Source organism: Alteromonas sp. G4i13 (assembly GCF_054960505.1).
The window spans coordinates 23849-45389 of sequence record NZ_JBHNYX010000039.1 but is presented as its reverse complement, the minus strand read 5'-3'; the positions used below and the strand labels follow the sequence as shown (position 1 = coordinate 45389).

The 21541-nt window shown below is 44.9% G+C and carries 18 protein-coding genes; 7 read left to right on the top strand and 11 right to left on the bottom strand.

Going from position 1 to position 21541, the window contains the following annotated elements; genetic code table 11:
* Positions 1-130: 130 nt before the first annotated feature.
* Positions 131-2077 (bottom strand): M1 family metallopeptidase, encoded by a 1947-nt coding sequence (locus ACFI6J_RS16805; protein ID WP_156085984.1) that lies wholly within the window; start codon positions 2075-2077, stop codon positions 131-133.
* 220 nt (positions 2078-2297) lie between these two features.
* On the bottom strand, positions 2298-2726 hold the full coding sequence (locus ACFI6J_RS16800; RefSeq protein WP_014948414.1) for an organic hydroperoxide resistance protein: 429 nt from the start codon (positions 2724-2726) through the stop codon (positions 2298-2300).
* 139 nt (positions 2727-2865) lie between these two features.
* On the opposite strand from ACFI6J_RS16800, the gene ACFI6J_RS16795 reads away from it, so the two are divergent.
* From ACFI6J_RS16795 to ACFI6J_RS16785, 3 genes are all read left to right on the top strand, one after another.
* The gene (locus tag ACFI6J_RS16795) at positions 2866-3318 is read left to right on the top strand and encodes a MarR family winged helix-turn-helix transcriptional regulator (protein ID WP_039230769.1); all 453 of its coding nucleotides are present in this window, start codon (positions 2866-2868) and stop codon (positions 3316-3318) included.
* 337 nt (positions 3319-3655) lie between these two features.
* A complete protein-coding gene (trhA, locus tag ACFI6J_RS16790) occupies positions 3656-4330 on the top strand; it encodes a PAQR family membrane homeostasis protein TrhA (protein ID WP_014948411.1) in 675 nt (224 codons plus the stop codon).
* A gap of 46 nt (positions 4331-4376) precedes the next feature.
* The gene (locus tag ACFI6J_RS16785; protein ID WP_061484801.1) at positions 4377-4904 is read left to right on the top strand and encodes a protein-tyrosine phosphatase family protein; all 528 of its coding nucleotides are present in this window, start codon (positions 4377-4379) and stop codon (positions 4902-4904) included.
* A gap of 100 nt (positions 4905-5004) precedes the next feature.
* Here the strand turns inward: ACFI6J_RS16785 and ACFI6J_RS16780 are convergent, their stop codons facing one another.
* From ACFI6J_RS16780 to ACFI6J_RS16765, 4 genes are all read right to left on the bottom strand, one after another.
* Positions 5005-5946, bottom strand: coding sequence for a hypothetical protein (locus ACFI6J_RS16780; RefSeq protein ID WP_014978448.1), 942 nt, complete (start codon positions 5944-5946; stop codon positions 5005-5007).
* Between the two features lie 17 nt (positions 5947-5963).
* Entirely contained in the window at positions 5964-6722 is a 759-nt protein-coding gene (locus tag ACFI6J_RS16775; protein ID WP_156085983.1) for an anti-sigma factor, read from the bottom strand.
* Positions 6722-7252, bottom strand: coding sequence for an RNA polymerase sigma factor (locus ACFI6J_RS16770; protein ID WP_156085982.1), 531 nt, complete (start codon positions 7250-7252; stop codon positions 6722-6724). Before ACFI6J_RS16770 ends, ACFI6J_RS16775 begins: the two co-directional genes overlap by 1 nt.
* Before the next feature lie 257 nt (positions 7253-7509).
* Complete coding sequence (locus tag ACFI6J_RS16765) at positions 7510-8418, bottom strand: hydrogen peroxide-inducible genes activator (protein ID WP_156085981.1); 909 nt, start codon at positions 8416-8418, stop codon at positions 7510-7512.
* A gap of 334 nt (positions 8419-8752) precedes the next feature.
* On the opposite strand from ACFI6J_RS16765, the gene ACFI6J_RS16760 reads away from it, so the two are divergent.
* The gene (locus ACFI6J_RS16760; protein WP_014975760.1) at positions 8753-9730 is read left to right on the top strand and encodes a universal stress protein; all 978 of its coding nucleotides are present in this window, start codon (positions 8753-8755) and stop codon (positions 9728-9730) included.
* 96 nt (positions 9731-9826) lie between these two features.
* Here ACFI6J_RS16760 and ACFI6J_RS16755 read toward each other — a convergent pair whose 3' ends face one another.
* From ACFI6J_RS16755 to ACFI6J_RS16735, 5 genes are all read right to left on the bottom strand, one after another.
* Entirely contained in the window at positions 9827-11098 is a 1272-nt protein-coding gene (locus tag ACFI6J_RS16755) for an inorganic phosphate transporter (RefSeq protein WP_039224609.1), read from the bottom strand.
* A gap of 340 nt (positions 11099-11438) precedes the next feature.
* A complete protein-coding gene (phoU, locus tag ACFI6J_RS16750; RefSeq protein WP_014948403.1) occupies positions 11439-12155 on the bottom strand; it encodes a phosphate signaling complex protein PhoU in 717 nt (238 codons plus the stop codon).
* A gap of 150 nt (positions 12156-12305) precedes the next feature.
* Complete coding sequence (gene pstB / locus ACFI6J_RS16745) at positions 12306-13112, bottom strand: phosphate ABC transporter ATP-binding protein PstB (protein ID WP_014975758.1); 807 nt, start codon at positions 13110-13112, stop codon at positions 12306-12308.
* 15 nt (positions 13113-13127) lie between these two features.
* Complete coding sequence (pstA, locus tag ACFI6J_RS16740) at positions 13128-14687, bottom strand: phosphate ABC transporter permease PstA (protein WP_075176031.1); 1560 nt, start codon at positions 14685-14687, stop codon at positions 13128-13130.
* The gene (locus ACFI6J_RS16735) at positions 14680-16857 is read right to left on the bottom strand and encodes an ABC transporter permease subunit (protein ID WP_462586283.1); all 2178 of its coding nucleotides are present in this window, start codon (positions 16855-16857) and stop codon (positions 14680-14682) included. The genes pstA and ACFI6J_RS16735 overlap by 8 nt, the downstream gene beginning before the upstream one ends.
* 209 nt (positions 16858-17066) lie before the next feature.
* On the opposite strand from ACFI6J_RS16735, the gene ACFI6J_RS16730 reads away from it, so the two are divergent.
* The 3 genes from ACFI6J_RS16730 to ppx all read left to right on the top strand — a co-directional run bounded on the left by ACFI6J_RS16730 (position 17067) and on the right by ppx (position 21413).
* The gene (locus ACFI6J_RS16730) at positions 17067-17573 is read left to right on the top strand and encodes a glycine cleavage system transcriptional repressor (RefSeq protein WP_014975755.1); all 507 of its coding nucleotides are present in this window, start codon (positions 17067-17069) and stop codon (positions 17571-17573) included.
* A 188-nt stretch (positions 17574-17761) separates the two neighbouring features.
* Complete coding sequence (gene ppk1 / locus ACFI6J_RS16725; RefSeq protein WP_462586282.1) at positions 17762-19834, top strand: polyphosphate kinase; 2073 nt, start codon at positions 17762-17764, stop codon at positions 19832-19834.
* Positions 19835-19850: 16 nt separating this feature from the next.
* Entirely contained in the window at positions 19851-21413 is a 1563-nt protein-coding gene (gene ppx / locus ACFI6J_RS16720; protein WP_462586281.1) for an exopolyphosphatase, read from the top strand.
* The last annotated feature ends 128 nt before the right edge of the window (positions 21414-21541 follow it).

Genomic DNA, 21541 nt, shown 5'->3' with positions numbered 1-21541 from the left:
AGCAGCTCAATTGAGCTGCTTTTATTTTTTAGCCAAGTAACGGAAACCTACAAACGTAGACCTTTACTGTCGTTATCACAAAAACGAAGGTCTTCTTATCGAGACCGGTTCGCATGAGTCTAATAAAGTCTTAGTTCACATAGCCTTCATTAGCTTTCACTGTAAGTGGGTGATAGCCCGGTTTCGCTTCTTCAAATGCGCGTTTAGCAAACGCCTTGCCTTCAGGTGTTTTTGATAGCTCGCGATAAAGGGGCCTAACAAGCTTATTGCGCCCTATCGACACCAAGTAGCTATACAAACGATCATAGGCAGGCTGATAGTTATTCTCTACTGCGATCATCAACCAGCTATGAGCAATTTCGTTGTTTTTAGTCGAGGTGAGTGAAAACGCTGAATCTAGCTCAGCCAGCTTTGCGCTGCTTAGCGATTCGGGCATGTTGTTTAGAAAATATAGCCACTCGTGTACAGTCCACTGCGCGGTTTCAATATCCGCCGCTTTCACGTCGCCAGAAAGCCAAGCGCTTCGTGTGTCATCGATTTTAGTGAACGCATCAGATTCTGGCTGTGGCGCTCCCTCGGGAATGCCTGGTTCAAAAATCCACGTTTGGATGCGCTCCGCGTCTAGCTTATCTGGATACTGCTTTAACAAGGTATCATCTAAATAAGCAATAAACGTGTCGGTAGTAATGCTCTTAAAAGCAAAGTCTTTAAAGTACTGCATTAAGAAAGCATCAAAGTTTTCTCGGCCAATCTTTTGTTCAATTTCACGTAAGAAAAGTGCGCCTTTTTCATAGGGAATATTTGAGAAAACATCGTCCGGATTGCGACCACGAAGGTCAATAGCCAGGATCTCATCATTTTCCTCTAATGCAGCAACATCATTCTCCAGGTCTTGATAACCGAGCACCGCTTCTTTTTTGAAACGATCGTGACCGTAGATCATTTCCATAATTCGGTAAGTTAAGTAGGTTGTGAAGCCCTCGTTTAACCACAGATCACGCCATGTTGCATTTGTTACTGTATTCCCAGACCAGCTGTGCGCCAGTTCATGAGCAATCAATGAAACCAAGCTTTTATCACCAGCAATGACCGTTGGGGTGATAAACGACAAACGAGGGTTTTCCATACCACCAAACGGGAATGACGGCGGTAGAATTAATAGATCGTAACGGTCCCACTGGTAAGGTCCATAGGTTTCTTCTGTTACTTCTAACATCGCCTCAGTGTCTTCAAATTCTTTCGCTGCACTTTCAAGTAACGCAGGCTCAGCATACACACCGGTACGCTCACCCATGGCTTTAAATTCTAAATCACCTATAGCCAACGCAATAAGATACGAAGGGATAGGCTGCGGCATGGTGAACTCATATTCACCATCGCGCTCGGTGGTAGGATCGTTTGACGCACTCATCACCGCCAACAGCGCTTCAGGTGTCTTAATGGTCGCGTCATAGGTTACGCGTACTTGCGGTGAGTCTTGAAGCGGAATGAAGCTTCGCGCGTGAACCGCTTGCGCTTGGGTAAACAGGAACGGGTGCTTTTTACCTGCAGTTTGCGCTGGCGTTAACCATTGTACGCCAGACGCTTCAGGTGAGGTTGAATACGCAACCGTTACTGCGTTTGCGGAACTAGGTAACGTAATAGTAAGAGGTGTACCTAAATCAGGGTCAACCTCTCCCATTTCAAAAGGAACACTTTCACCGTCTACGGTAACACTTTGAATGTCTAATGCTCGCGTATCTAACACCAATGTGTTGTTGTCGGGCTTTTCACGCTTTACATCAAGCGTTACGTCGCCAACAAGCTGCTTGGTCTCAAAGTTTGCAGTTAAGTTTAGGCTGAGATGGGTCACCCGAATCTCATTGGGGTTCGCGAAGGAGTGATAATCTACCCCAGAGGCAATAGCCGCGTCAGCTTGGCTTGCTACTGCAACATTTTGTGCTTCAGTGTCTGAAGTCGAGCGTACGCTGACGGCTTGCTCTTTGTCTGTCTTGGCTGCGTCTACATTGCTGTTGTCGCTGCATGCGAACAAAACAGGCGCGCATACGAATGTAGCCAGTAATCCGTATTTTTTCATATAACTTCCTAAAGGATGATTGATACGATCTCAGTGTATCAATCTGTTATATGACTGGCGACTCTAATTCGAAGAGCTGCGTTGTAACTGCGCTATATTTCGAAAAGCAGTAAGGGTTAACGTGAATAAGTGCAGGATAGCTACGCCATCTGACGAAGACGTAGCTATCCGACAAGGGCATTAACTATCTGCGTTAACCGCTGACTCGTTTGCCGTTTAATTAAGCAAGGCTAATATCTACTTCAATGTTACCGCGGGTCGCATTTGAGTATGGGCATACTTGATGCGCAGTTTCCACCAAGCCTTGCGCTTGTGCTTTGTCCATATCGCCCAAATCTACCGTCAGTTTTACTGCAATAGCAAAGCCTTGTTCAATAGGTCCAATTGCAACGTTGCCAGTTACACTAATGTCATCGGCCAGCTTAATTTTTTGCGATGCAGCCACATGCTTAAGTGCACCGATAAAGCACGCCGAATAGCCCGCTGCGAACATTTGTTCAGGGTTCGTCCCTTCTCCACCTGCACCGCCCAATTCTTTAGGTGTAGAGAGTTTAAGGTCTAGCTTACCATCACTTGATTTCGCTGTTCCTTCACGACCACCTGTTGCTGTTGCACTTCCGGTATAAACGACTTGTTGAAGTTTATGCATAGTTACTCTCCTCATAGGTTTATTTAAACAACTACTTTGCATGCAAAATAAATTATCACCAAACCAACTTGCAGATCAAGTGCTTTGTATGCAAAATATTATTATTAAGAAAAAGCCGTATCGATAAGGGTTAAGCGTCATGTCAGAATTATTGAAGTTGGAAAATCAGCTTTGCCACCGTTTTTATACGCTGTCGAATGCATTCACTCGTGCTTACCGCCCCCTTCTTAAAGCGCTGGATATCACCTATCCTCAATATGTGACTTTAATGGCGCTTTGGGAAGATGACGACATTACTATTGCCGAGCTTTTAGAGAGAACGGCCATAGACGGTGGTGCTATGTCGCTGATTCTTAAAAAGCTACAAGACAAAGGCTTCTTAGTTGTCACTAAAGATAAAGCCGACAAACGCGTTAAGCGCGTTCAACTCACTGAAACGGGCAAGAAGAAGAAAGCCATAGCAGAAGACGTGCCTGCGCAAATGCTCTGCAAGCTCAATGGCATGACTGCAGATGAAAGCCGTACGTTAAAAGTCCTACTAGACAAATTAGGCGGCTGTTTCGAGAATGCAGATTTAAACCAGTCCGGATAGATAATCACCACTCAGCCCTACATTCCCACGCTTTGCTAGGAAACTTGCCAGCGCCTTGTGAGTGGGCAATTATCTATGCGTATTGGTATTTTAACCTCTTTTTGTAATCTGATTGTCATCAGATTTTTGACGTTTTCTGTTATTATTTTCGCATTGAGCGAACAAGTGTGCGCTATAATTGTCCTAATGGACGTAGTAGGGAAAATGCTGAACTGCGCGCATCAATTGAAAGCGCTAGTCGCTGAAATGATCGCATGTCTTATCGAGAAAGTGCGACAAGAGGCTTTAAGGGCATTTACTACCCATTATTCTTAGAAATAAAAAAACAGGAGCTGTGATGATCCAAGAACAGATTCAGACACAGGCTGTGCCGCAATCAAAAAGCATTCCTGCAAAAGCCTACTCTGTACTGGAAGAGTGGCTGAACAGTATTAGTCATGGGGTTGGCTTTATTGCTGCTATCGTGGGTTTAGTATTTATGTTGTATCGAGCGGAAGATACGCTCGCGTTAACCACTGCAGCTATTTATGGCTCTACACTCATTCTGGTGTTTTTAAGCTCAACCCTTTATCACGCCATTTCCCATCAAAAGGCAAAGGGATGGCTTAAGCTATTTGACCACAGCGCAATATACTTATTGATAGCAGGTACTTACACACCATTGCTACTGGTTTCGATTGGTGGCGTGTTGGGTATTACTATGACCGCAATTATCTGGAGCTTGGCAATTGGCGGCGTGGCGTTTAAGCTCGTCGCGCAGCACCGTTTCCCAAAGGTATCCGTGATGACTTATTTGCTGATGGGATGGATTGCACTGGGTCTTATCTACCCTCTTTATGTCGCCCTTCCCGGTGCTGGCCTATGGTTATTGGTAGCAGGCGGGCTGTGTTTCAGTGTAGGCGTGTGCTTTTACGTGGCAAAAAAGGTAAAGTACACCCATGCAATTTGGCACATGTTCGTGATTGGCGGATGTAGCTGCCACTACTTTTCAATTTATTATTTTGTCGTTTAACAAAAGGCCCAAATTAAGCTGCTATGCCAAAACCATGTAAAAACTTATGCTAACAAACAAGCAAGACGCCGAGAAAAAGGAAAACAGCACTACGTTGACACCAGGTATTGCGTGGTTTTCACTACACGCAGGACAAATATGCTTGGGTAAAAAGCCCGTTGAAAGTGACTTTGAACGCCTTAAGTCACTGGGTGTTACCCATATTGCAACGGTACAAACCAGTGAAGAGAACGCACCGGTTATTCGTGATCGTTCAATAGCAGCTGGGTTAGAGTGGCTTTGGGTTCCTTTTTTACACCCGTCGTCAGAGTCCCCCACCGAAGACGTACACCTTCACCAATACCTTCATGAACTATCTCAAATGTTGACCGAAGGAGCGAAGATATACTTACATTGCGATGGCTCACAGCACCGCTGTAGCCTTTTGTTCTATGCACTTTGCCACTATTGCCGTGTTCCATCTAATAGCGCTTACAATGCGCTGCACAGCTTTGGCGCTAGTGCGGCAAATAACCTTAAGAGATCCGAACTCACTTGGGCAGCAGAATTAGGGCATATTGCACCTAAAATGTAGGCCAATAAAAAGCGCGCCTTCGTTATCAACGTTCATTAACGAAGGCACGCGTGCTATTTTAACAAAGCAAAGCGTTCATAAGTGCGCCGAGCTTATTTATTTAAAACTGATAAATATTAGCGTTGGTGAGAAGTTTATTCGCGTCTATTTTTTCTTGAACACAGCGCACTATATCAGCACGAGTAAATACATAAATTCGGTCTTTGCGCTCGCGGCTCTCGTCCATCTCAAAATCTTTCAGCACCATGCTGATATGTTCATTTTCCGGCAGACCGCGTAAGCCTGACCCAAATCTGCATAAGGTCTCGCTCATGCCCGACTCAAAACCGGCCAGAAACGTTTTGTAAGCTTGCTGCTGCTGCGCTTTACGCGCCTCCATTTGTTTAGTCTGCTCTTTTTCAATTGCTTTAAGCTCATCCTTCATGCTTTTTTCTTTCGCTTCTAATTGCTTAAGCTGCTCTCCAGACTGCTCTTTTTGCGCGAGTAATTCTTTTTTTCGCGCCTCGTCAGCGTGACGCAATTCAAAGGTAATATCTCGCAGTTCACGCTCTACTTCTCTTGCTTCCCAGGCAAGTTCACGCTGCATGTTGCGCAAGTCGCGTAAGCGACTATTGTTGTCAGCAAACGCCTGAGAAAAACGATGGCTGGTTTCTTCTGCGTAAGCTTCCCACTCTCTGGCTGCTTCAAACACAATGTCATCAACATCACTAAACGAATTTGCAGACGGAACTGGTGGTGCAGGCGGTGCAGGTGGTACGGTGGCAACTAATCCTTCTACCAGCGTTTCTATCTCTCGTACCCAGTTACCGCTTTGGCCTCTTACTGAAAAAGTAAATACCGCCCCCTGCCCAGCAAGATAGCTGGTTTCAATTTGACTCACTCTCCAAGAATCAGTTGCGGCATTTTGTCGTAAGGACGTTTTGAGTACCCCAGACATTATTTCTAATTCATTCGATAGCGTGTCATATTTTTGCGCACTTTGTGCGTTCGCAAGACCACCAGCAGCAGAGCAAAGTAGTAAAGCAGTTAATAAACGTTTCATAATTTCACCTAATTACATTAATCATCTAGCGACGACTGTGGATTGTTTGTTTCATACGGCATGGTTAATGGCACTTCAGAACGCCTGTTAGGTAAACTTACCGCGCTGTACCCTATTTCAATGTCATCAATTTCATCCTGTAGACGCGTAAATTGGCGTGCATAGAATCTTTGATCGTCAATACGCTGCTCGTTGATAAATTTAATAAGCTCGGCAAAGTCGTGTTTGCGCTCTTCTCTACTCGACGCTAATAAGTACTTAGTAAGCTCTGCACTGCTTTGTTGCTGCTGTGTAGATAGCGCCTGAGCGTATTCTTTGAATAGTGTTTGGTTTGCTTGTTGATAGAAATCACGTTGCTCACCTAAAGCTTTAGCAACTTCCTGCGTAACGCGCTGCTCAACCATTTCATCCACTGTGTTGGCGCTTTTGTTTGAAAACGTAAGCGCTATACCGTTATCGCTATACGACAGCTTTGCGCCTGTGAGTACGGCTAACAGCGCACAGGCCGACATGGCCATGGCACACGCTGGCAAGCTAAACCAAGACGACAGCGAACGTGGTTCATCTTTCTTAAAAAAGGTCTGTTCTTTGTCCCACTGGGGAAGTGCCGGAGCAACGAAGCTTGCTCTTGCGCTGTTCAAACGGGCGCTATTTTCTACCGCCTGCGCAAATTCAGCATCTGCTTCGCACAACGCGTTAAACTGCTTTTCTTGCTCGCTATCAAGCGAGTTGTCCAGATAAGCTGAGAATAAGGCTTCTTTGTCATATAAGGTCATTATTCCAACTCCAACTTCAATTTTGCTAAGGCAGCGTAAAGTCGCGACTTAGCGGTATTTACTGAGATATCCATTTGCTGTGCAATTTCTTCGAACGTGAAGTGGCCGAAGAATTTCAATTCCACCACAGCTTTTTGGCCTAAAGGTAAAGTCTGCATAGCCTGCGTTAACGCTCTACTCTCTCGGTCGCTATAAAGCTGCATTTCTGGGCATGGTGCACCGCAAGGCGGCGCCTGTATGTCGTCAATGTCTGAATGCGGCTTTCGCTTGCGATACAGCTCAACACAGCGGCAGTGGGCAATGCGATAGAGCCAACTTTTAAAACTGCCCTCACCTTTAAAACAGGCAAGACTGCGAAACACAGAGATAAAAATCTCCTGCATTAAATCTGCTGCATCATGGCTATTCCCTGTCATTCGAATACCGTATTGATACATAGCGGTTTCGTAGCGAGATATAAGCGTAAACCACGCTTTTTTATTACCCTTTAATGCCTGTTCCACGAGTTTTTCATCTCGTTTATTAAACACGCCGTTCCCCGTTTTTACGCTCTGTTTTTTTACTTAACCATTAAGTCGATAGGCTTTGCAAAAAAGTTTGTTTAATTGATAAATAAATTGTCATTTAGGGAATAACGCCAATGAAACTGTGCTTTAAGCGATAGATGAAGAACTTCTTTGGGGTTGGTGCACAAGACAATAATTGATGTCAGCAATAAAAAAGCGGCTGAACCTACAGGCTCAACCGCTTTAGCTAAATATGAAAGGTAGCGCGCTCAGCGCCAAGCTTATTTTAACGTGGGAATAGGCAGCAGTGGCGAGATAATTTCACCAATACGACGAAACAGCTGCATACGCGTCGTGCCTGAACGCCATACTAAGCCAATCTCACGAAATCCCTGCTCTTCAGCGGGGAAGCTCTTAAGACCTGTGTGCTCAAGAATAGACTGGTTTATCGCAAGTTCAGGTAAAAAGGTGTAGCCCATTTTGCTATTCGCTAATTGCACCAAGGTATACAAGCTGCTAGCCGCTACGCTGCTAATTTGGTCGCTGTGCTGAAGATTGCACGCACTTACCGCATGCCCGGTCATACAGTGCTCTTGCTGTAGTAAGAAAATACTCTTTTTCGGCAAGGTTGAAATGTCGACAGGATTAGGTAGTTGCTCAGCAATATCTTTGTGCGCAATAAGATGGAACGGGTCATGCCCTAAGACCATCTGTTTACACCCTGGTGTTTCCATTGGCAACGCTAGAATAAGTAAGTCTAATCTGCCGTCGGTCAATTGCTGTAGCAACTTCTCCGTCGTGTCTTCCTGCATTTCCAAGTTGATCTCGGGTAAAAATGCAGAAAACGCTCCCATCATTCCTTCAAAAAGAAACGGCGCAATGGTTGGAATAACACCTAATTTTAAGGTGCCTCGCTGCCAATTGCCTGCGTTTTGCGCATACTCAACCAGCTCTCCCGCTTCCTGAAGTAGCACTTTACTGCGTTCAACGATATCTAGTCCCAACGATGTAAACACAAAGGTTTTATGTTCACGCTCAAGAAGTTGGCTTCCGAAGTGCTCTTCAAGGTTCTGAATGGCCGTACTCAATGTTGACTGACTTACGTTACAGCGCTGTGCAGCACGGTGAAAATGTTGCTCTTGATGTAGCGTCACCAAATAGTGCAGGTGCTTAAGATTAGGCCATTTCATGGGCATCTCACAATTATTTAAAAAGGGATTAAAAAATATTGGATTAATCTAACATAAAGATTAAATAGCGCCTAGGGTTGATACCCATGGTTAACGAGAGCGATCTTCTATTATTCACAGCTGTACATATACAACATCCTAAAAAAGAGGTAGATAATTCTGTTTATTGTGCAATCTATAAGAAGCTTTTGAGAATTTGACATTTCCCGCTGGAAAGCCCCAATAAGTAGCGTTAGGATTAAATTAAAGCGTTATACGCAACATATTTTTACAGCGAAGTAAGACCCGCTCTTGTATCATTCAGTCAATAGAGCGATTAACTATTGAGGGCAGTATGAAAGGACATTATAAGAACATTTTATGTGTATTAAGCGACTCTCATCGTCAAGATGATACGGTAGCCCAAGCACTCCATATCGCCAAAGCGCACCAAGCCTCGCTTACCATTATGCTTTCGCTAGAATCTTTGCCGCCCAACGCCAGTATGGTCATGGAGTCTTTCTCTTATGTTGATTCTCAGCAAACCATGGAAACCCAAGCCCAGCATTGGTTAAAAGAACAAGCGGAAAGCTGGGGAAAACACTATCCTGTGTCTACCGCGGTAACGGTAGGTCAGCCGCTTATTGACGTTGTGCGTTATGTAAAAAAGAACAATATCGATCTAGTAATTAAACGGGCAGAAGAGAGCTTTCTAGATAAGTTATTCGGAAGCTTAGATATGCGTTTATTCCGCAAATGCCCTTGCCCGGTTTGGATCATTAACCACAAGCCTCGCAGTCAGTACAAAAACGTAGTTGCAGCACTGGATTTGAACTATCACTATCCTCAGCATGAAGTGTCTATTAGGCGCGATCTTAATCGCGACATTTTGCGTCACGCAAGCCAAATAGCCTTGCTAGAATTTGCACAGCTGCACATTGTCCACGTTTTCGATGCGGTTCCTGAAAACATAGCAAGAGACGGGTTTATATCGGTTGATAACGACAGAATGGAAACCGATCTTGCAAAAATCCATGCCGAGCGTGAATCGGAACTAGACAAATTGCTTGAAGAACTAGGCAATGAATTGGATGACAATGTATTAGAGTATTTGAAACCTCAGAAGCATATTGTTCACGGTTACCCTCGAAGAGAAATTGCAGCCACAACCACATCCCTTGATACCGACATTATTGTTATGGGCACAGTGGCACGTTTAGGTGTGCCTGGCTACATCATGGGCGACACCGCAGAAGAAACTATCCATCAGCTTAAGTGTGCCGTTGTGGGTGTTAAACCCCGTGGCTTCGAAACGCCTATCTCTATTGATTAGGTTATTAACTCAACAAACAAAAAGGCCGTGCTTCACTTCAAGCACGGCCTTTTTTAATTCTTTTCGCTTAATACGAACGTTTGTAAGCGCTGTGTTTTACGCTACGCCAAACGACGCTTTAAGAATGTAGAAGAAAATAATCGAGAGGATTGCGCCTGCAGGCAACGTAACAATCCACGATACGACGATATTTCTCACAATGCCTAGGTTAAGCGCTGATACACCACGCGCCAGACCTACACCTAGTACCGCTCCTACAAGCGTTTGGGTAGTCGAAATAGGTAAACCCGTACCTGATGCGATAACTACCGTACACGCTGCAGCGAGTTCTGCTGCAAAACCGCGGCTTGGTGTTAAGTGTGTAATACCTTGACCAATGGTCTTGATAACGCGATGTCCAAATAGCGCAAGACCCGCAACAATACCTAAACCACCAAGAGGAAGGATCCAAGGTGCAAGCGTAGTGCTAGAGTTAATTTCGCCGCCACTACTTACTACGCTAACTACCGCAGCCAATGGTCCAATAGCGTTAGCTACATCATTTGAACCGTGGGCAAACGCCATACAACAGGCTGTTACTACCATTAGAAGTGCGAATACTTTCTCAACGTTAGCCGCCTGTAGGTCTGCATCTTCAGAACCGCTGAACTTCATACGGCCGATAAACCATTTACCCAAGAAGCCCAACGCTACGGCAATAGCAATCGCCAGCACATATCCGTTAACAGCGCTTAGCTCTAAACCAACGTGCTTAAGGCCTTTCTTGATAGTAACAAGCGACATCACAAAGCCCGCTAATGCCATATAGAACGGCACATAACGCTTAGCATTTGCAAACGGAGAGGCAGTTTGGAAGATGAGCTTGTGCGCGCTCATGAAAATAAGATAAGCAATGATGCCTGAAATAGCTGGGGTTACTACCCAACTACCAACAATACCACCCACTTTGTCCCATGCTACTGCGTCCATGCTGACGCCAGTGGCAGTAAAACCGATGATTGCACCGATAATTGAGTGAGTGGTAGATACAGGCCACCCCAACCATGACGCTACCGCAAGCCAGATTCCAGCTGCAAGTAGTGATGAGATCATGCCTAATACAAGGTATTCAGGTATGTCTATAAAATAGGTTGAGTCGATAATCCCTTTTCGAATGGTAGACGTTACTTCGCCACCTGCTAGGTAGGCGCCAGCAAACTCAAATATCATTGCAATGATAATGGCTTGTTTTATGGTTAAAGCTTTAGAACCTACTGACGTACCCATTGCGTTGGCAACGTCATTCGCTCCAATACCCCATGCCATGACGAAACCAACGCCGGCGGCAAGGATTATAAGAATTAGGCCATAACTTTCAAAAAATTCCACGGATAATCGCTCCCGATCTAAACGCGATTTAGGCTGGACGCTACTTGAGTAAGTAGCATGATCTCTTCACCACAAAGGCTAGAGAATGAAGTTAAAGACAAATTGTGTTTTATCATAAGGTTCGATTAAATTTTGCACGATCTGTTCTTGGCTGCGGCGCATGATAACGTAATCATGTTAGAAGCCATAGCGAAAATCACTGAAAAACGATAAAAGTATGCGGAATTATTTGAATGCGATGATAAATCCACCAAATATTTCAGTTTTATGACAAATAAATTTCACGAACTTTCATATTTGAATATTACTACGCAAAATAACACTGACCATTTGGACAGGTTTACGTCAAATCTTCCAGCTTTTGCTGCATATTTTCCAGCGGTGTATGTCTAACATCAGTACCGCGAGTGAGATAAACCACATATTCACACACGTTTTTACATCTATCACCAATTCGCTCTAACGAGCGCATTGCCCACAACACATCCAGCCAATCCTGCATGTCGTCAGTGCTTTTCTGCATTTCGGAGGTGGTATACGACAGCAGCCGTTTGTACTCACTGTCAATGCGGTTGTCTTGGTCATACACTTCTAACGCCGCAGCCTCATCCTGACGAGCAAAAGCGTCGAATGTGCCGCGCATCATGGCGGCCACGCGCTCCCCAATAAGTAACATGCTGCTCTTAATGGTATCTGAGCTCGGCAACTTATTGCGCGTTACTAGTTTGGCAATACGCTCGATTTCATCGCCCATTCGCTCTATATCGGTAATGGCTTTGGAAATGGTCATAATTAAACGCAGATCGCTGGCGGTAGGATGACGTTTTGCAATAATGCGCAAGCACTCTTCGTCAATTTGAATTTCCATGGAGTTAATTTTTAAGTCGTTCAACACCACTTTTTCAGCCAGAGCGGCATGATTGTGCTTTACCGCTTTTAACGTATCCACCAGCTGCTGTTCAACTTCGCCCCCCATGGTTAATACCGAGTTACGCAAGTTTTCCAACTCGATATTAAACGTACCCGAAATATGCGTGTTTAAGGCTACCTGTCGCATGGTGTTTTCTCCTCGCGGCGTAAGCATAACGAATAACGACAATCAATCGTGCCGCTACCTGTGGCAGAACTATCGTGACAAACCGCGACATCTTGCCAAATTGAAGCATTACGGCGCAAACCCATGTTAGAACACACACCTACTGCTACGTTATCCATATCGCCCCGTTATGTAGTCTTCGGTTTGCTTCTTCTCTGGCATAGTAAACAGCGTATCGCTGTCTGCATATTCTATCAGCCTGCCCTGATGGAAAAAGGCGGTGTAGTCGCTTACCCTAGCCGCTTGCTGCATGTTGTGCGTCACGATAATAATGGTGCATTGTTTCTTTAATGCATCCATCAGTTCTTCGATAAAAAGCGTGGTCAGAGGGTCAAGGGCCGAGGTGGGTTCATCAAGAAGTAGAATGTCAGGCTTCAACGCTAGTGCTCTTGCAATCACCAAACGCTGCTGCTGACCGCCAGATAAAACATGAGCGGATTCAAATAAACGATCTTTAACCTCGTCCCACAGCGCCGCCTGTTTCAGTGCGCTTTCCACCGCGTCGTCTAAGTGTCGACGAATTTTAACGCCTTGAAGCTTAAGCCCGTAGCACACGTTCTCATAAATGCTCATAGGAAAGGGGTTGGGTCGCTGAAAAACCATGCCCACGTTCGTTCTTAGGCGTGACACATTTACTTTGCGGCTATTGATGTTTTGCCCATCAATAATAATTTCACCATCGTATTTGCAACCGTCATACAAATCGTTAAGGCGATTGAAACAGCTAATGAGTGTAGATTTACCGCAACCACTTTGACCAATTAACGCTGTGATTTTGTTTTTTGGGATCCGCATGCTGATGTCATTTAACACATGCTTATTGCCAAACCACAGGTTGAGTTTTTTAACCTCTACCGCAGTTTGTTCTTCACCAATGTCGTTAACGTTCAGCGTATTGTGTTCAAACAACTTCAACATGTTACAAAACCTGTATTATCCTTTGAGATAGCGTTTGCGCAGGCGCGCTCTAAGTACAACTGCCAGAATATTTAATACAAACACCACCACAAGTAAAAGCAAGCAAGCGGCAAACATCATGCTTGCGCTCTTTCCATCAGTTTGGCTGTGAAACGCTCCGTCATAAATAAGTACGCCCAAATGCATAAACTGCCTATCAAGGTGGAGATAAGGAAACTCTCCATCTATGGGCAAGGTTGGCGCAAACTTGACCGCACCCACTAACATAAGTGGCGCTACTTCACCTGCCGCCCTCGCAATCGCCAGAATTACGCCAGTCATAATACCCGGAGACGCAATAGGCAATACGGTACGCACTATAGTCTCAATTTTGGTAGCCCCTAATGCGTAACTGCCCGCTTTCAATCCTTCCGGCACCCTGCGCAAACCTTCTTCAGTCGCCACAATCACTACAGGTAAGGTCAAAATTGCCATGGTTAAGGCAGCCCAGAAAACGCCAGGGCTTCCCATTGTGGGTGCTGGCAGTGTGTCACTAAACAATAGCTCATCAATACTGCCGCCCAAGGTATAAACAAAGAAACCAAGGCCGAATACGCCGTAAACAATAGAAGGTACACCTGCCATGTTGCTTACACTGACACGAATAATGGTGGTAAGCGCCGTGTTAGGTGCATATTCGCTCAAGTAAATAGCGGCTAATACACCAAAGGGCGTTACGATGATGGTCATTAAGAATACCATGAGTACAGTGCCAAACAACGCAGGGAAGACGCCACCTGAGGTATTCGCTTGTTTAGGGGAATCGGTAAGAAAAACACCGATTTCCGAAAACGCCACCTGCCACTTTTCCCATGTACTTAGACGACTGACAAAATCTACATCTTGAATACTAGATATGGGAATAACAAACGGCGTTTCGTCAGCAAAACTTACCAATAAGGTATATTCGGCTCGTGTTGCTTCTAACGCTTCCACACGCTTTTGGTATTCGTCAAACGATGCCACTAAACGCTCTCTTGCTGGCGCGTCGGCAACAACATTACGTTTATCAAATTGAGATAGCGCTTCGTGAATAGGTGCAAGGTGTTGCGTATTTAAATCTTCAATTTGAGCGCTTATTTGAGCCACTTCCTCTAGCACAATATCAATGTTACCAAGAGGTTGAGGCGGTTTAGATGGCACGACGATGTATTCAGGAATTGCCAACACACGCCTGCCGTCTAACAGTTTTATTTCTGCGCTTTGGTTTGCAAGTAGAGAAGTCTCTATTTCCTCTCGAGATAACTGGATTTGAAAGCCATAAGGATGCTGAGCATCTGAGAATTTAAGTGTCACATCCTCATTTGTTGATTCATCAAATAGGTTCGCAAGCACCGAAAACCTTGTGCCGTCTTGATGCGTACCGGTAACCGTATAGATGGGTTCTGGCCAAAAATATGCCGTACCTCGAAAACTAATAAGTATAAGAACGCTAACTAGCGCAATAAGCAGCAGGCTGGTGAAAAAAGCCGTTAAGCTAATGACTAACGATTGACGCTGTACCGCACTTAACCCAAACGTTGTTCGATTAACCATAGTACGCCCTACTTCTTATACGCTGTCGCAATAGCTCTGCCATGGTGTTTACCAAGAAGGTAAACAGGAACAAAATACACGCGGTGAAAAATAGAATTTGATAGTGCGCCGATGATACATCTGCTTCTGGAAGTTCAATTGCCAAGTTAGCAGTAAGTGCTCGCAAACCTTCTATCAAGCCCCAGCTGGAGATTGGCGTATTCCCCGTCACCATAAGGACTATCATAGTTTCACCAAACGCGCGGCCGAAACCTAGCATAATCGCGGCAACAATACCCGGTAGTGCAACGTGAAGAACAACATGAAGTAAGGTCTGTAGTCGTGTGGCGCCTAAAGCAAAAGAGGCGTGTTTTAAATCATTTGGAACGCCGTTTATGGCATCTTCAGCAAGGGAATAGATACTAGGTGATATGGCCACACCTAACGCTAACGCTACCACTATAGTCGTTTTCCCGATGGGACTATCGGACTCGGCCGCAAGCATTGTAGACCCGTCTACCCCCATTATCGAGAAAATAAGCGAAGGCGCATACTCCACGCTAATAAAACCCAAAAGGAACACTCCGCTTATAGCAAATAGTAGCTCTGCTCCGTGTCTTAGCTTCTTTGGTAAGTATTCCGCAACAGGGCGCTGTACCAGGGCAACGACAATAAGCACAAAAGGGATAATGATTAGGAAAAAGGCAAAGGAAAATAAAAACTGCTCAGCTTTTGGCGACAACCAAATAGCCGCGATGAAGCCGATGAGCACACTGGGAATCGCTTCGAGCAATTCGATAGCCGGCTTAATAACGTTGCGAAGGCGGCCTTTAGCAAAAAACGCGGTGTAAATTGCGGCACCGATAGCAACCGGAATAGCAATAAGCAGCGCTAAAACAGAGGCTTTAATACTGCCTATTAATAGCGGCGTTAAGCTAAATTTTGCCTCTTGGAAATCAGAGGCACTGGTGGTTTGCCACACGGTTTCTTCCGTTTCATACCCTTCGTAATGCTGCGGTTCAAACAGAGAGGCCCATGTAGTAACGCCGCTTAAGTGCCTGCCTTCCCATACTGATAAGGTGCTATCTGAATAGCCATAAAGCTTATTGCCGTACCAAATGATATTCTCAGCAGAACGCTCTATCTGTTGTGATGCCACTACATCGCCTGATACACGGTTTACCAACAACACTCTTGCTTTATCGGTCAGCACAGCCATCAAGTTCATACTGGCATGTTCTGCCACATCCTTAACGTTCTCTTCTGGTAGCGCTACTTGGTAGGTTTGCTCGAAGGTAAGGCCTTTATCGCTTTTGCTCAGCACCCAGCGAGTAAGTGCCTGTGTATTGCTGTTCATTAGGAAAAATGTGCGGTTTTTAGCAAGTGGAAATACAATCTTCTCATCTAATGACGCTGTAATGTTTCCTGCTATTGGCAGTAGTGACGCCCCTTCATCCGTGAGCCTATTTAGGAAAAGCGTATCCTCCACTTGAAGTAACACGCTCTGACTGCCGGGTAACAATACGAGTCTGTCTATATTATGAAACCGTTTATCCACCACCTGTGTAGGACGAAGCCGATTTACCCAACGGATAAACACTTTATTGTCTTGAACGATAGAAACCACTGCCCATTTTGAAGACAGTGCAATGCTCCAGTCACTGCGTCTCTCCCACTCATCTTTGGGAAGCGCGAACGTAATGCTGTTCGACAACGCTGCTTGCGGCGTATTTGTGGCAATATCCTCTGCACTACCGTCGGTCATATTGAACGATCTAACCGGTAAAACTCTCACTTGGGCGTTGGGAGAAATGTCTACGATATAGTTCTCGCCCATCACACTGTGGGAAGACAGCCTATGCTCGCAAGGACGGATATAATCGTGATTACTTACCAGAGCATCGCCTTTAAGCAACTTTAATCCCAATCGACAGTCAGACTTCCTAACCAGCATTGGCTGACCGTTAATGATGTCGCCTGCGCTGATAATTTTTTCATTATCTAACGTTTTCAAGCTCAACAGGTGATTTAAGCTAGGGATATATGCCAACGGCAGAGCTTGGCTGATTAGATGGGTAATAAGAATAACTAACGTCAACAAAACAAGGCCGCCGAAGCCGGTCACTACATAGCGTGACCACCTGTCGCTGCGCTGGCGTTTTTTGTTTGTGCTGTTGCTGTCGAAAGTCATGCGGCTGTTTAGTAATTCTTATTTTCGAAATTCTTCATTTTTAAGAAGAATAACCCTAAATTGCACTGGTGAGCAGTGTAAGTTTTGTTATGCTAATAGCAAGTGAAAGTTTAAAGCATTACCTTCGCGCAACCTACTCTGCGCTTATGGTATTACCCAACAGGAAGACGATCAAAGTTTTTCTCTACACGCCCAATAAGGAGCATCGTATGCAATCATTGGTTATAAGCATTATGGGTAAAGACAAGCCGGGTTTAGTAGACGCACTGGCTAAGTGTGTATACAAACATGAGGGCAACTGGCAAGGATCGAGCTTTGCGCATATGGCGGGAATGTTCACCGGTTTTGTAGAAGTACATGTTGCCGATGAGAACAAACAGGGCTTAATTGATGCGCTAGACGCCATTAAAGATTTGTCGGTGCAATCTGTAGCGGTAGCGAGCAGTGAAAATAACAACACCACCAAATTGACGGTTGATGTAATGGGCAATGACAAAACCGGTATTGTCCAAGAGCTCACCTCTGTTTTAAACCAGTTCAATTTGAATATTCTCACCTTCGCTTCACACTGTGAAAGCGCGCCTAATTGGGGCAGCCTGATTTTCAAAGCAAAAGCAGAAATTGCGGTGCCAGAAGATTTTGACGACGGCGCACTGCAAGACTCACTGGAGTCGTTGGCTAACGATTTGGTGGTGGATATTACCGCGAAGCGATAAAAACAAGGGCGTATTTGTGGTGCCATACATTTTCCCGCGCATCACAATTACGAACTCATCATATTGAAAGTTAATGGAATAACCACAACGCAATGCGTGCGCACTTGCACCAGAATACGTGTTGTCACAGTAGTGTCACTGACTGATGGCAGTCTTTGACCATTTTTATGAACGTGAATTGAGACATTATGGATAACGACGTTTTATATTATCCCAAAGAATTAAGCTGGCTTGCATTTAACGAACGCGTATTGCAAGAAGCCGCAGATAAAAACAATCCCGCCGTGGAGCGAATTCGTTTTCTTGGTATTTACTCAAATAACCTAGATGAGTTTTATCGCGTGCGCGCCGCTGACGTGAAACGACAAATTACCATTGCGCAAAATGACGGCAATGAAGAAGAAGCTGAACGCCAAACCGCTCTTATGGCACTTATTCAGAAAAAGGTAGTCCAGCTTTCTGAAAAGTTCGACCAAATTCATAAGGATGTGGTTAAGTCCCTAGCTCGCTACAACATACATATTCTTCGAAAAGACGATTTAGATGATTATCAAAAGCAGTGGGTACGCAACTTCTTCGTTAACAAAGCACTGCGTCACATTGCACCTATTTTAATAGATAAGAAGACCGACCTACTTAGCCGTTTAAACGGTACGTCGGTGTATTTATATGTGGCGCTTAGAAGAAAGGACCGTAATCCTAAATTTGCGGTTATTCAGGTTCCTACCTCTGAAATGTCGCGCTTTATGCTGATCCCACCGCAAAAAAGCCGCAAGAAGAAGAGCATTATTATGCTCGATGACATGATTCAGCTGTGTATTGAAGACATTTTCCGCGGTTTCGCGAAGTTCGACGAAATTGAAGCATTCTCGTTTAAAATGACGCGTGATGCGGAATATTCTATCAACGAAGAAATTGACGAAAGCTTCGTTGAAAAGATGTCTGAAAGTATGAAGCAGCGCCTTATCGCTGAGCCTGTACGTGTTATCTACGACACGAACATGCCTGAAGACATGAAATCTGACTTGCGCAAACGACTTAAGATAACCAAGCTAGATACCATGCACGCTGCTGGGCACTATCGTAACTTTAAAGACTTTATTGGCTTCCCTAATGTGGGCCGAGAATATTTAGAGCATACGCCGCTGCCTGCTATCGACAGCAAGGCATTCTCTAAGTACAACACCGTTTTCGATGCCATTACTGCACGAGACATACTACTGTACTACCCGTACCATCGCTTCCTACACTTCACCGAGTTTTTGCGTCAGGCGGCTTTCGACCCGAATGTTAAAACCATACGTATTAATATTTATCGTGTTGCCAGTAATTCACGCATTGTAAACTCGTTGATTGACGCGGTAGACAATGGCAAAAAAGTAACCGTTGTGGTAGAACTTCGCGCCCGTTTTGACGAAGAGGCAAATATCGAATGGTCTAAACGCATGACTGATGCAGGTATACGCGTTGTACTTGGCGTGCCTACCCTTAAAATTCACTCTAAGCTGTGTATTGTTACTCGTGAAGAAAGAGGCAGTATGGTGAACTATGCGCACTTCGGTACAGGTAACTTCAACGAGAAAACGGCGAAAATTTATACCGATTACAGCTTATTTACCCGTAATCAAGAGTTGGCAGACGAAGGCGTGGCGGTATTCGATCTTATTCAATACCCTTACCGACGTTATAAGTTTCAGCATTTACAAATTTCGCCGTTAAACGCCAGAACCAAAATTCAGTCGTTAATTCGCCAAGAGATTCAGCACCTGAACCAGGGCCAAGATGCGCAAATCACCTTTAAGATTAACAACCTTGTTGATAAAGAACTTATTGATGATTTATATCGCGCGAGCCAGGCTGGCGTTAAGATCCGCGGTATCGTGCGCGGCATGTGCTCACTTAATCCAGGCATAAAAGGGATTAGCGAAAACATCGAGATCATCTCTATTGTTGATAGGTTCCTTGAACACCCTCGCGTGATGATTTTTGAAGGCGGTGGCGAAAGAAAAGTGTATATTTCATCTGCTGACTGGATGACCCGAAACATGGATAACCGCATAGAAGTAGGCTGCCCCGTTTACGATAAAGGTCTTCAACAGCGTATTGTCGATATAATGGAACTGCAATTTAAAGATACCCTGAAGGCTCGAGTGATTGACAAGGATCAGAGCAACAAGTACGTTGCGAGGGGTAATCGTAAAAAACTTCGCTCGCAAATAGAAATTTACGACTATTTAAAGAAGCTAGAAGACACTTTGTAGGATAGAAAATTAGTCCATGACCCAACATGAAACCGTTTTTAATGATGTGGAAACCCGCGAGGTAAGTAAAGTCGCGGCGTTAGATATTGGCTCTAACAGCTTCCATTTAGTAGTGGCGCGTATTGTTGCTGGGTCTGTTCAGATACTGCATAGAGTTAAGCAAAAAGTTCGCTTGGCCGAAGGCCTCAATGAGGACGATATTCTGTCTGAAGAAGCGATGGAGCGTGGGCTTGCTATGCTTAAAGTGGTAGCAGAAAGCCTCAAGGGGTTCGAGCCTGACTCTGTGCGCATTGTTGCCACCCATACACTGCGTAAAGCCCGCAATGCCAGAGACTTTATCAGTGCAGCAAAAGACATTCTTCCCTACCCCATTGAAGTTATCTCTGGTGTAGAAGAAGCCCGTCTGATTTACTCTGGCGTGGCCCATACCAATCATGCTGATGGCCAGCAACTTGTTATCGATATAGGCGGCGGCTCCACCGAGTTCGTTATTGGTGAAGGCTTCACACCCTTACTTTGCCGCAGCCTTCAAATGGGTTGCGTAAGCTATACTCAACGCTTTTTCCCCGACGGCGAATTAAAGTCTAAAGCTTTTGAGCGCGCGATTACCGCAGCTCAACAAGAGCTTGAAATGATAGATAACAAGTATCGCAGATTAGGCTGGGTACAGTGTGTAGGTACCTCAGGTACTATCCGATCGTTGTTCACGTTATGTCAGCAAGACCGTCCAAATGGGCATGATATTCCAGTAACCTTAAAAAGCCTACGCAACCTAATGAAGCAATTCGTTAGCGCAGGCCATATAGACAAATTAAGCTACCCAGATTTAAGTGAAGATCGTCGTGTGGTTATTGCTGGCGGCCTCGCTATTCTTATCGCCGTTTTCAAAGCGCTAGAGATTGAAGGCTTGGTGTACTCGCCTGCCGCCTTGCGCGAAGGCGTGCTTTATCAGATGGAAGATGAGCTTCATCACGCTGATATTCGCGGCAGAACCGCGAGTAGTTTGGCAACCCGCTACGATGTAGATACGTCCCAAGCCACTATGGTGCTTAATACAACCCTTTCACTTTTCAACGATGTTGAAAAAGCATGGAAACTTAAAGGGCGTGACTTTAAAAGCATGCTCGGCTGGGCAGCTTTACTTCACGAAGTCGGCATGCAAATTAACTCTCGAGGCATACAAAAACACAGCGCCTATATTCTTGGTAATGTGGACATGCCTGGGTTTACGCAGGAACAACAATTACTGCTAGCTACGCTCGTGCGATTCCATAGAAAGAAAATTCGAACCAGTGAATTGCCCGCGTTTAATCTTTTCGATGAGCGGTCGGTTAAGCATTTAATCGCGTTACTGCGTTTGGGTGTACTGCTTAATATTAAACGCCAAGAGGGTTTTGTACCTGACCTCGTTGTTGATGTAGAAAAGAACGAACTGACCACTACCTTCCCCGATGGCTGGTTAGATGAAAAACCTATTATCTCAGCTGACCTGCTACGAGAAAGCCACTACTGGAAAACGCTTAATTTAAAACTCACGGTTGTTCCTGATATTGAGCAATTACATCCCACCGTGGAATAGAAAAACAGCGCCTCTCACAATCGCGCTTTCGATCTTAAAAGCGAATGACGAATATGCTCGAATACTAAAAAATGGGGCCTTGAACCGATTGAGTCGGCGCATTAGCCCCACTTAGTTTCAGCACACTA

Coding starts and splice junctions, on each gene's coding strand:
- ACFI6J_RS16805 (WP_156085984.1), bottom strand. CDS start 2,077: ATGAAAAAATACGGATTACTGGCTACATTCGTATGCGCGCCTGTTTTG.
- ACFI6J_RS16800 (WP_014948414.1), bottom strand. CDS start 2,726: ATGCATAAACTTCAACAAGTCGTTTATACCGGAAGTGCAACAGCAACA.
- ACFI6J_RS16795 (WP_039230769.1), top strand. CDS start 2,866: ATGTCAGAATTATTGAAGTTGGAAAATCAGCTTTGCCACCGTTTTTAT.
- trhA (WP_014948411.1), top strand. CDS start 3,656: ATGATCCAAGAACAGATTCAGACACAGGCTGTGCCGCAATCAAAAAGC.
- ACFI6J_RS16785 (WP_061484801.1), top strand. CDS start 4,377: ATGCTAACAAACAAGCAAGACGCCGAGAAAAAGGAAAACAGCACTACG.
- ACFI6J_RS16780 (WP_014978448.1), bottom strand. CDS start 5,946: ATGAAACGTTTATTAACTGCTTTACTACTTTGCTCTGCTGCTGGTGGT.
- ACFI6J_RS16775 (WP_156085983.1), bottom strand. CDS start 6,722: ATGACCTTATATGACAAAGAAGCCTTATTCTCAGCTTATCTGGACAAC.
- ACFI6J_RS16765 (WP_156085981.1), bottom strand. CDS start 8,418: ATGAAATGGCCTAATCTTAAGCACCTGCACTATTTGGTGACGCTACAT.
- ACFI6J_RS16760 (WP_014975760.1), top strand. CDS start 8,753: ATGAAAGGACATTATAAGAACATTTTATGTGTATTAAGCGACTCTCAT.
- phoU (WP_014948403.1), bottom strand. CDS start 12,155: ATGCGACAGGTAGCCTTAAACACGCATATTTCGGGTACGTTTAATATC.
- pstB (WP_014975758.1), bottom strand. CDS start 13,112: ATGTTGAAGTTGTTTGAACACAATACGCTGAACGTTAACGACATTGGT.
- pstA (WP_075176031.1), bottom strand. CDS start 14,687: ATGGTTAATCGAACAACGTTTGGGTTAAGTGCGGTACAGCGTCAATCG.
- ACFI6J_RS16735 (WP_462586283.1), bottom strand. CDS start 16,857: ATGACTTTCGACAGCAACAGCACAAACAAAAAACGCCAGCGCAGCGAC.
- ACFI6J_RS16730 (WP_014975755.1), top strand. CDS start 17,067: ATGCAATCATTGGTTATAAGCATTATGGGTAAAGACAAGCCGGGTTTA.
- ppk1 (WP_462586282.1), top strand. CDS start 17,762: ATGGATAACGACGTTTTATATTATCCCAAAGAATTAAGCTGGCTTGCA.
- ppx (WP_462586281.1), top strand. CDS start 19,851: ATGACCCAACATGAAACCGTTTTTAATGATGTGGAAACCCGCGAGGTA.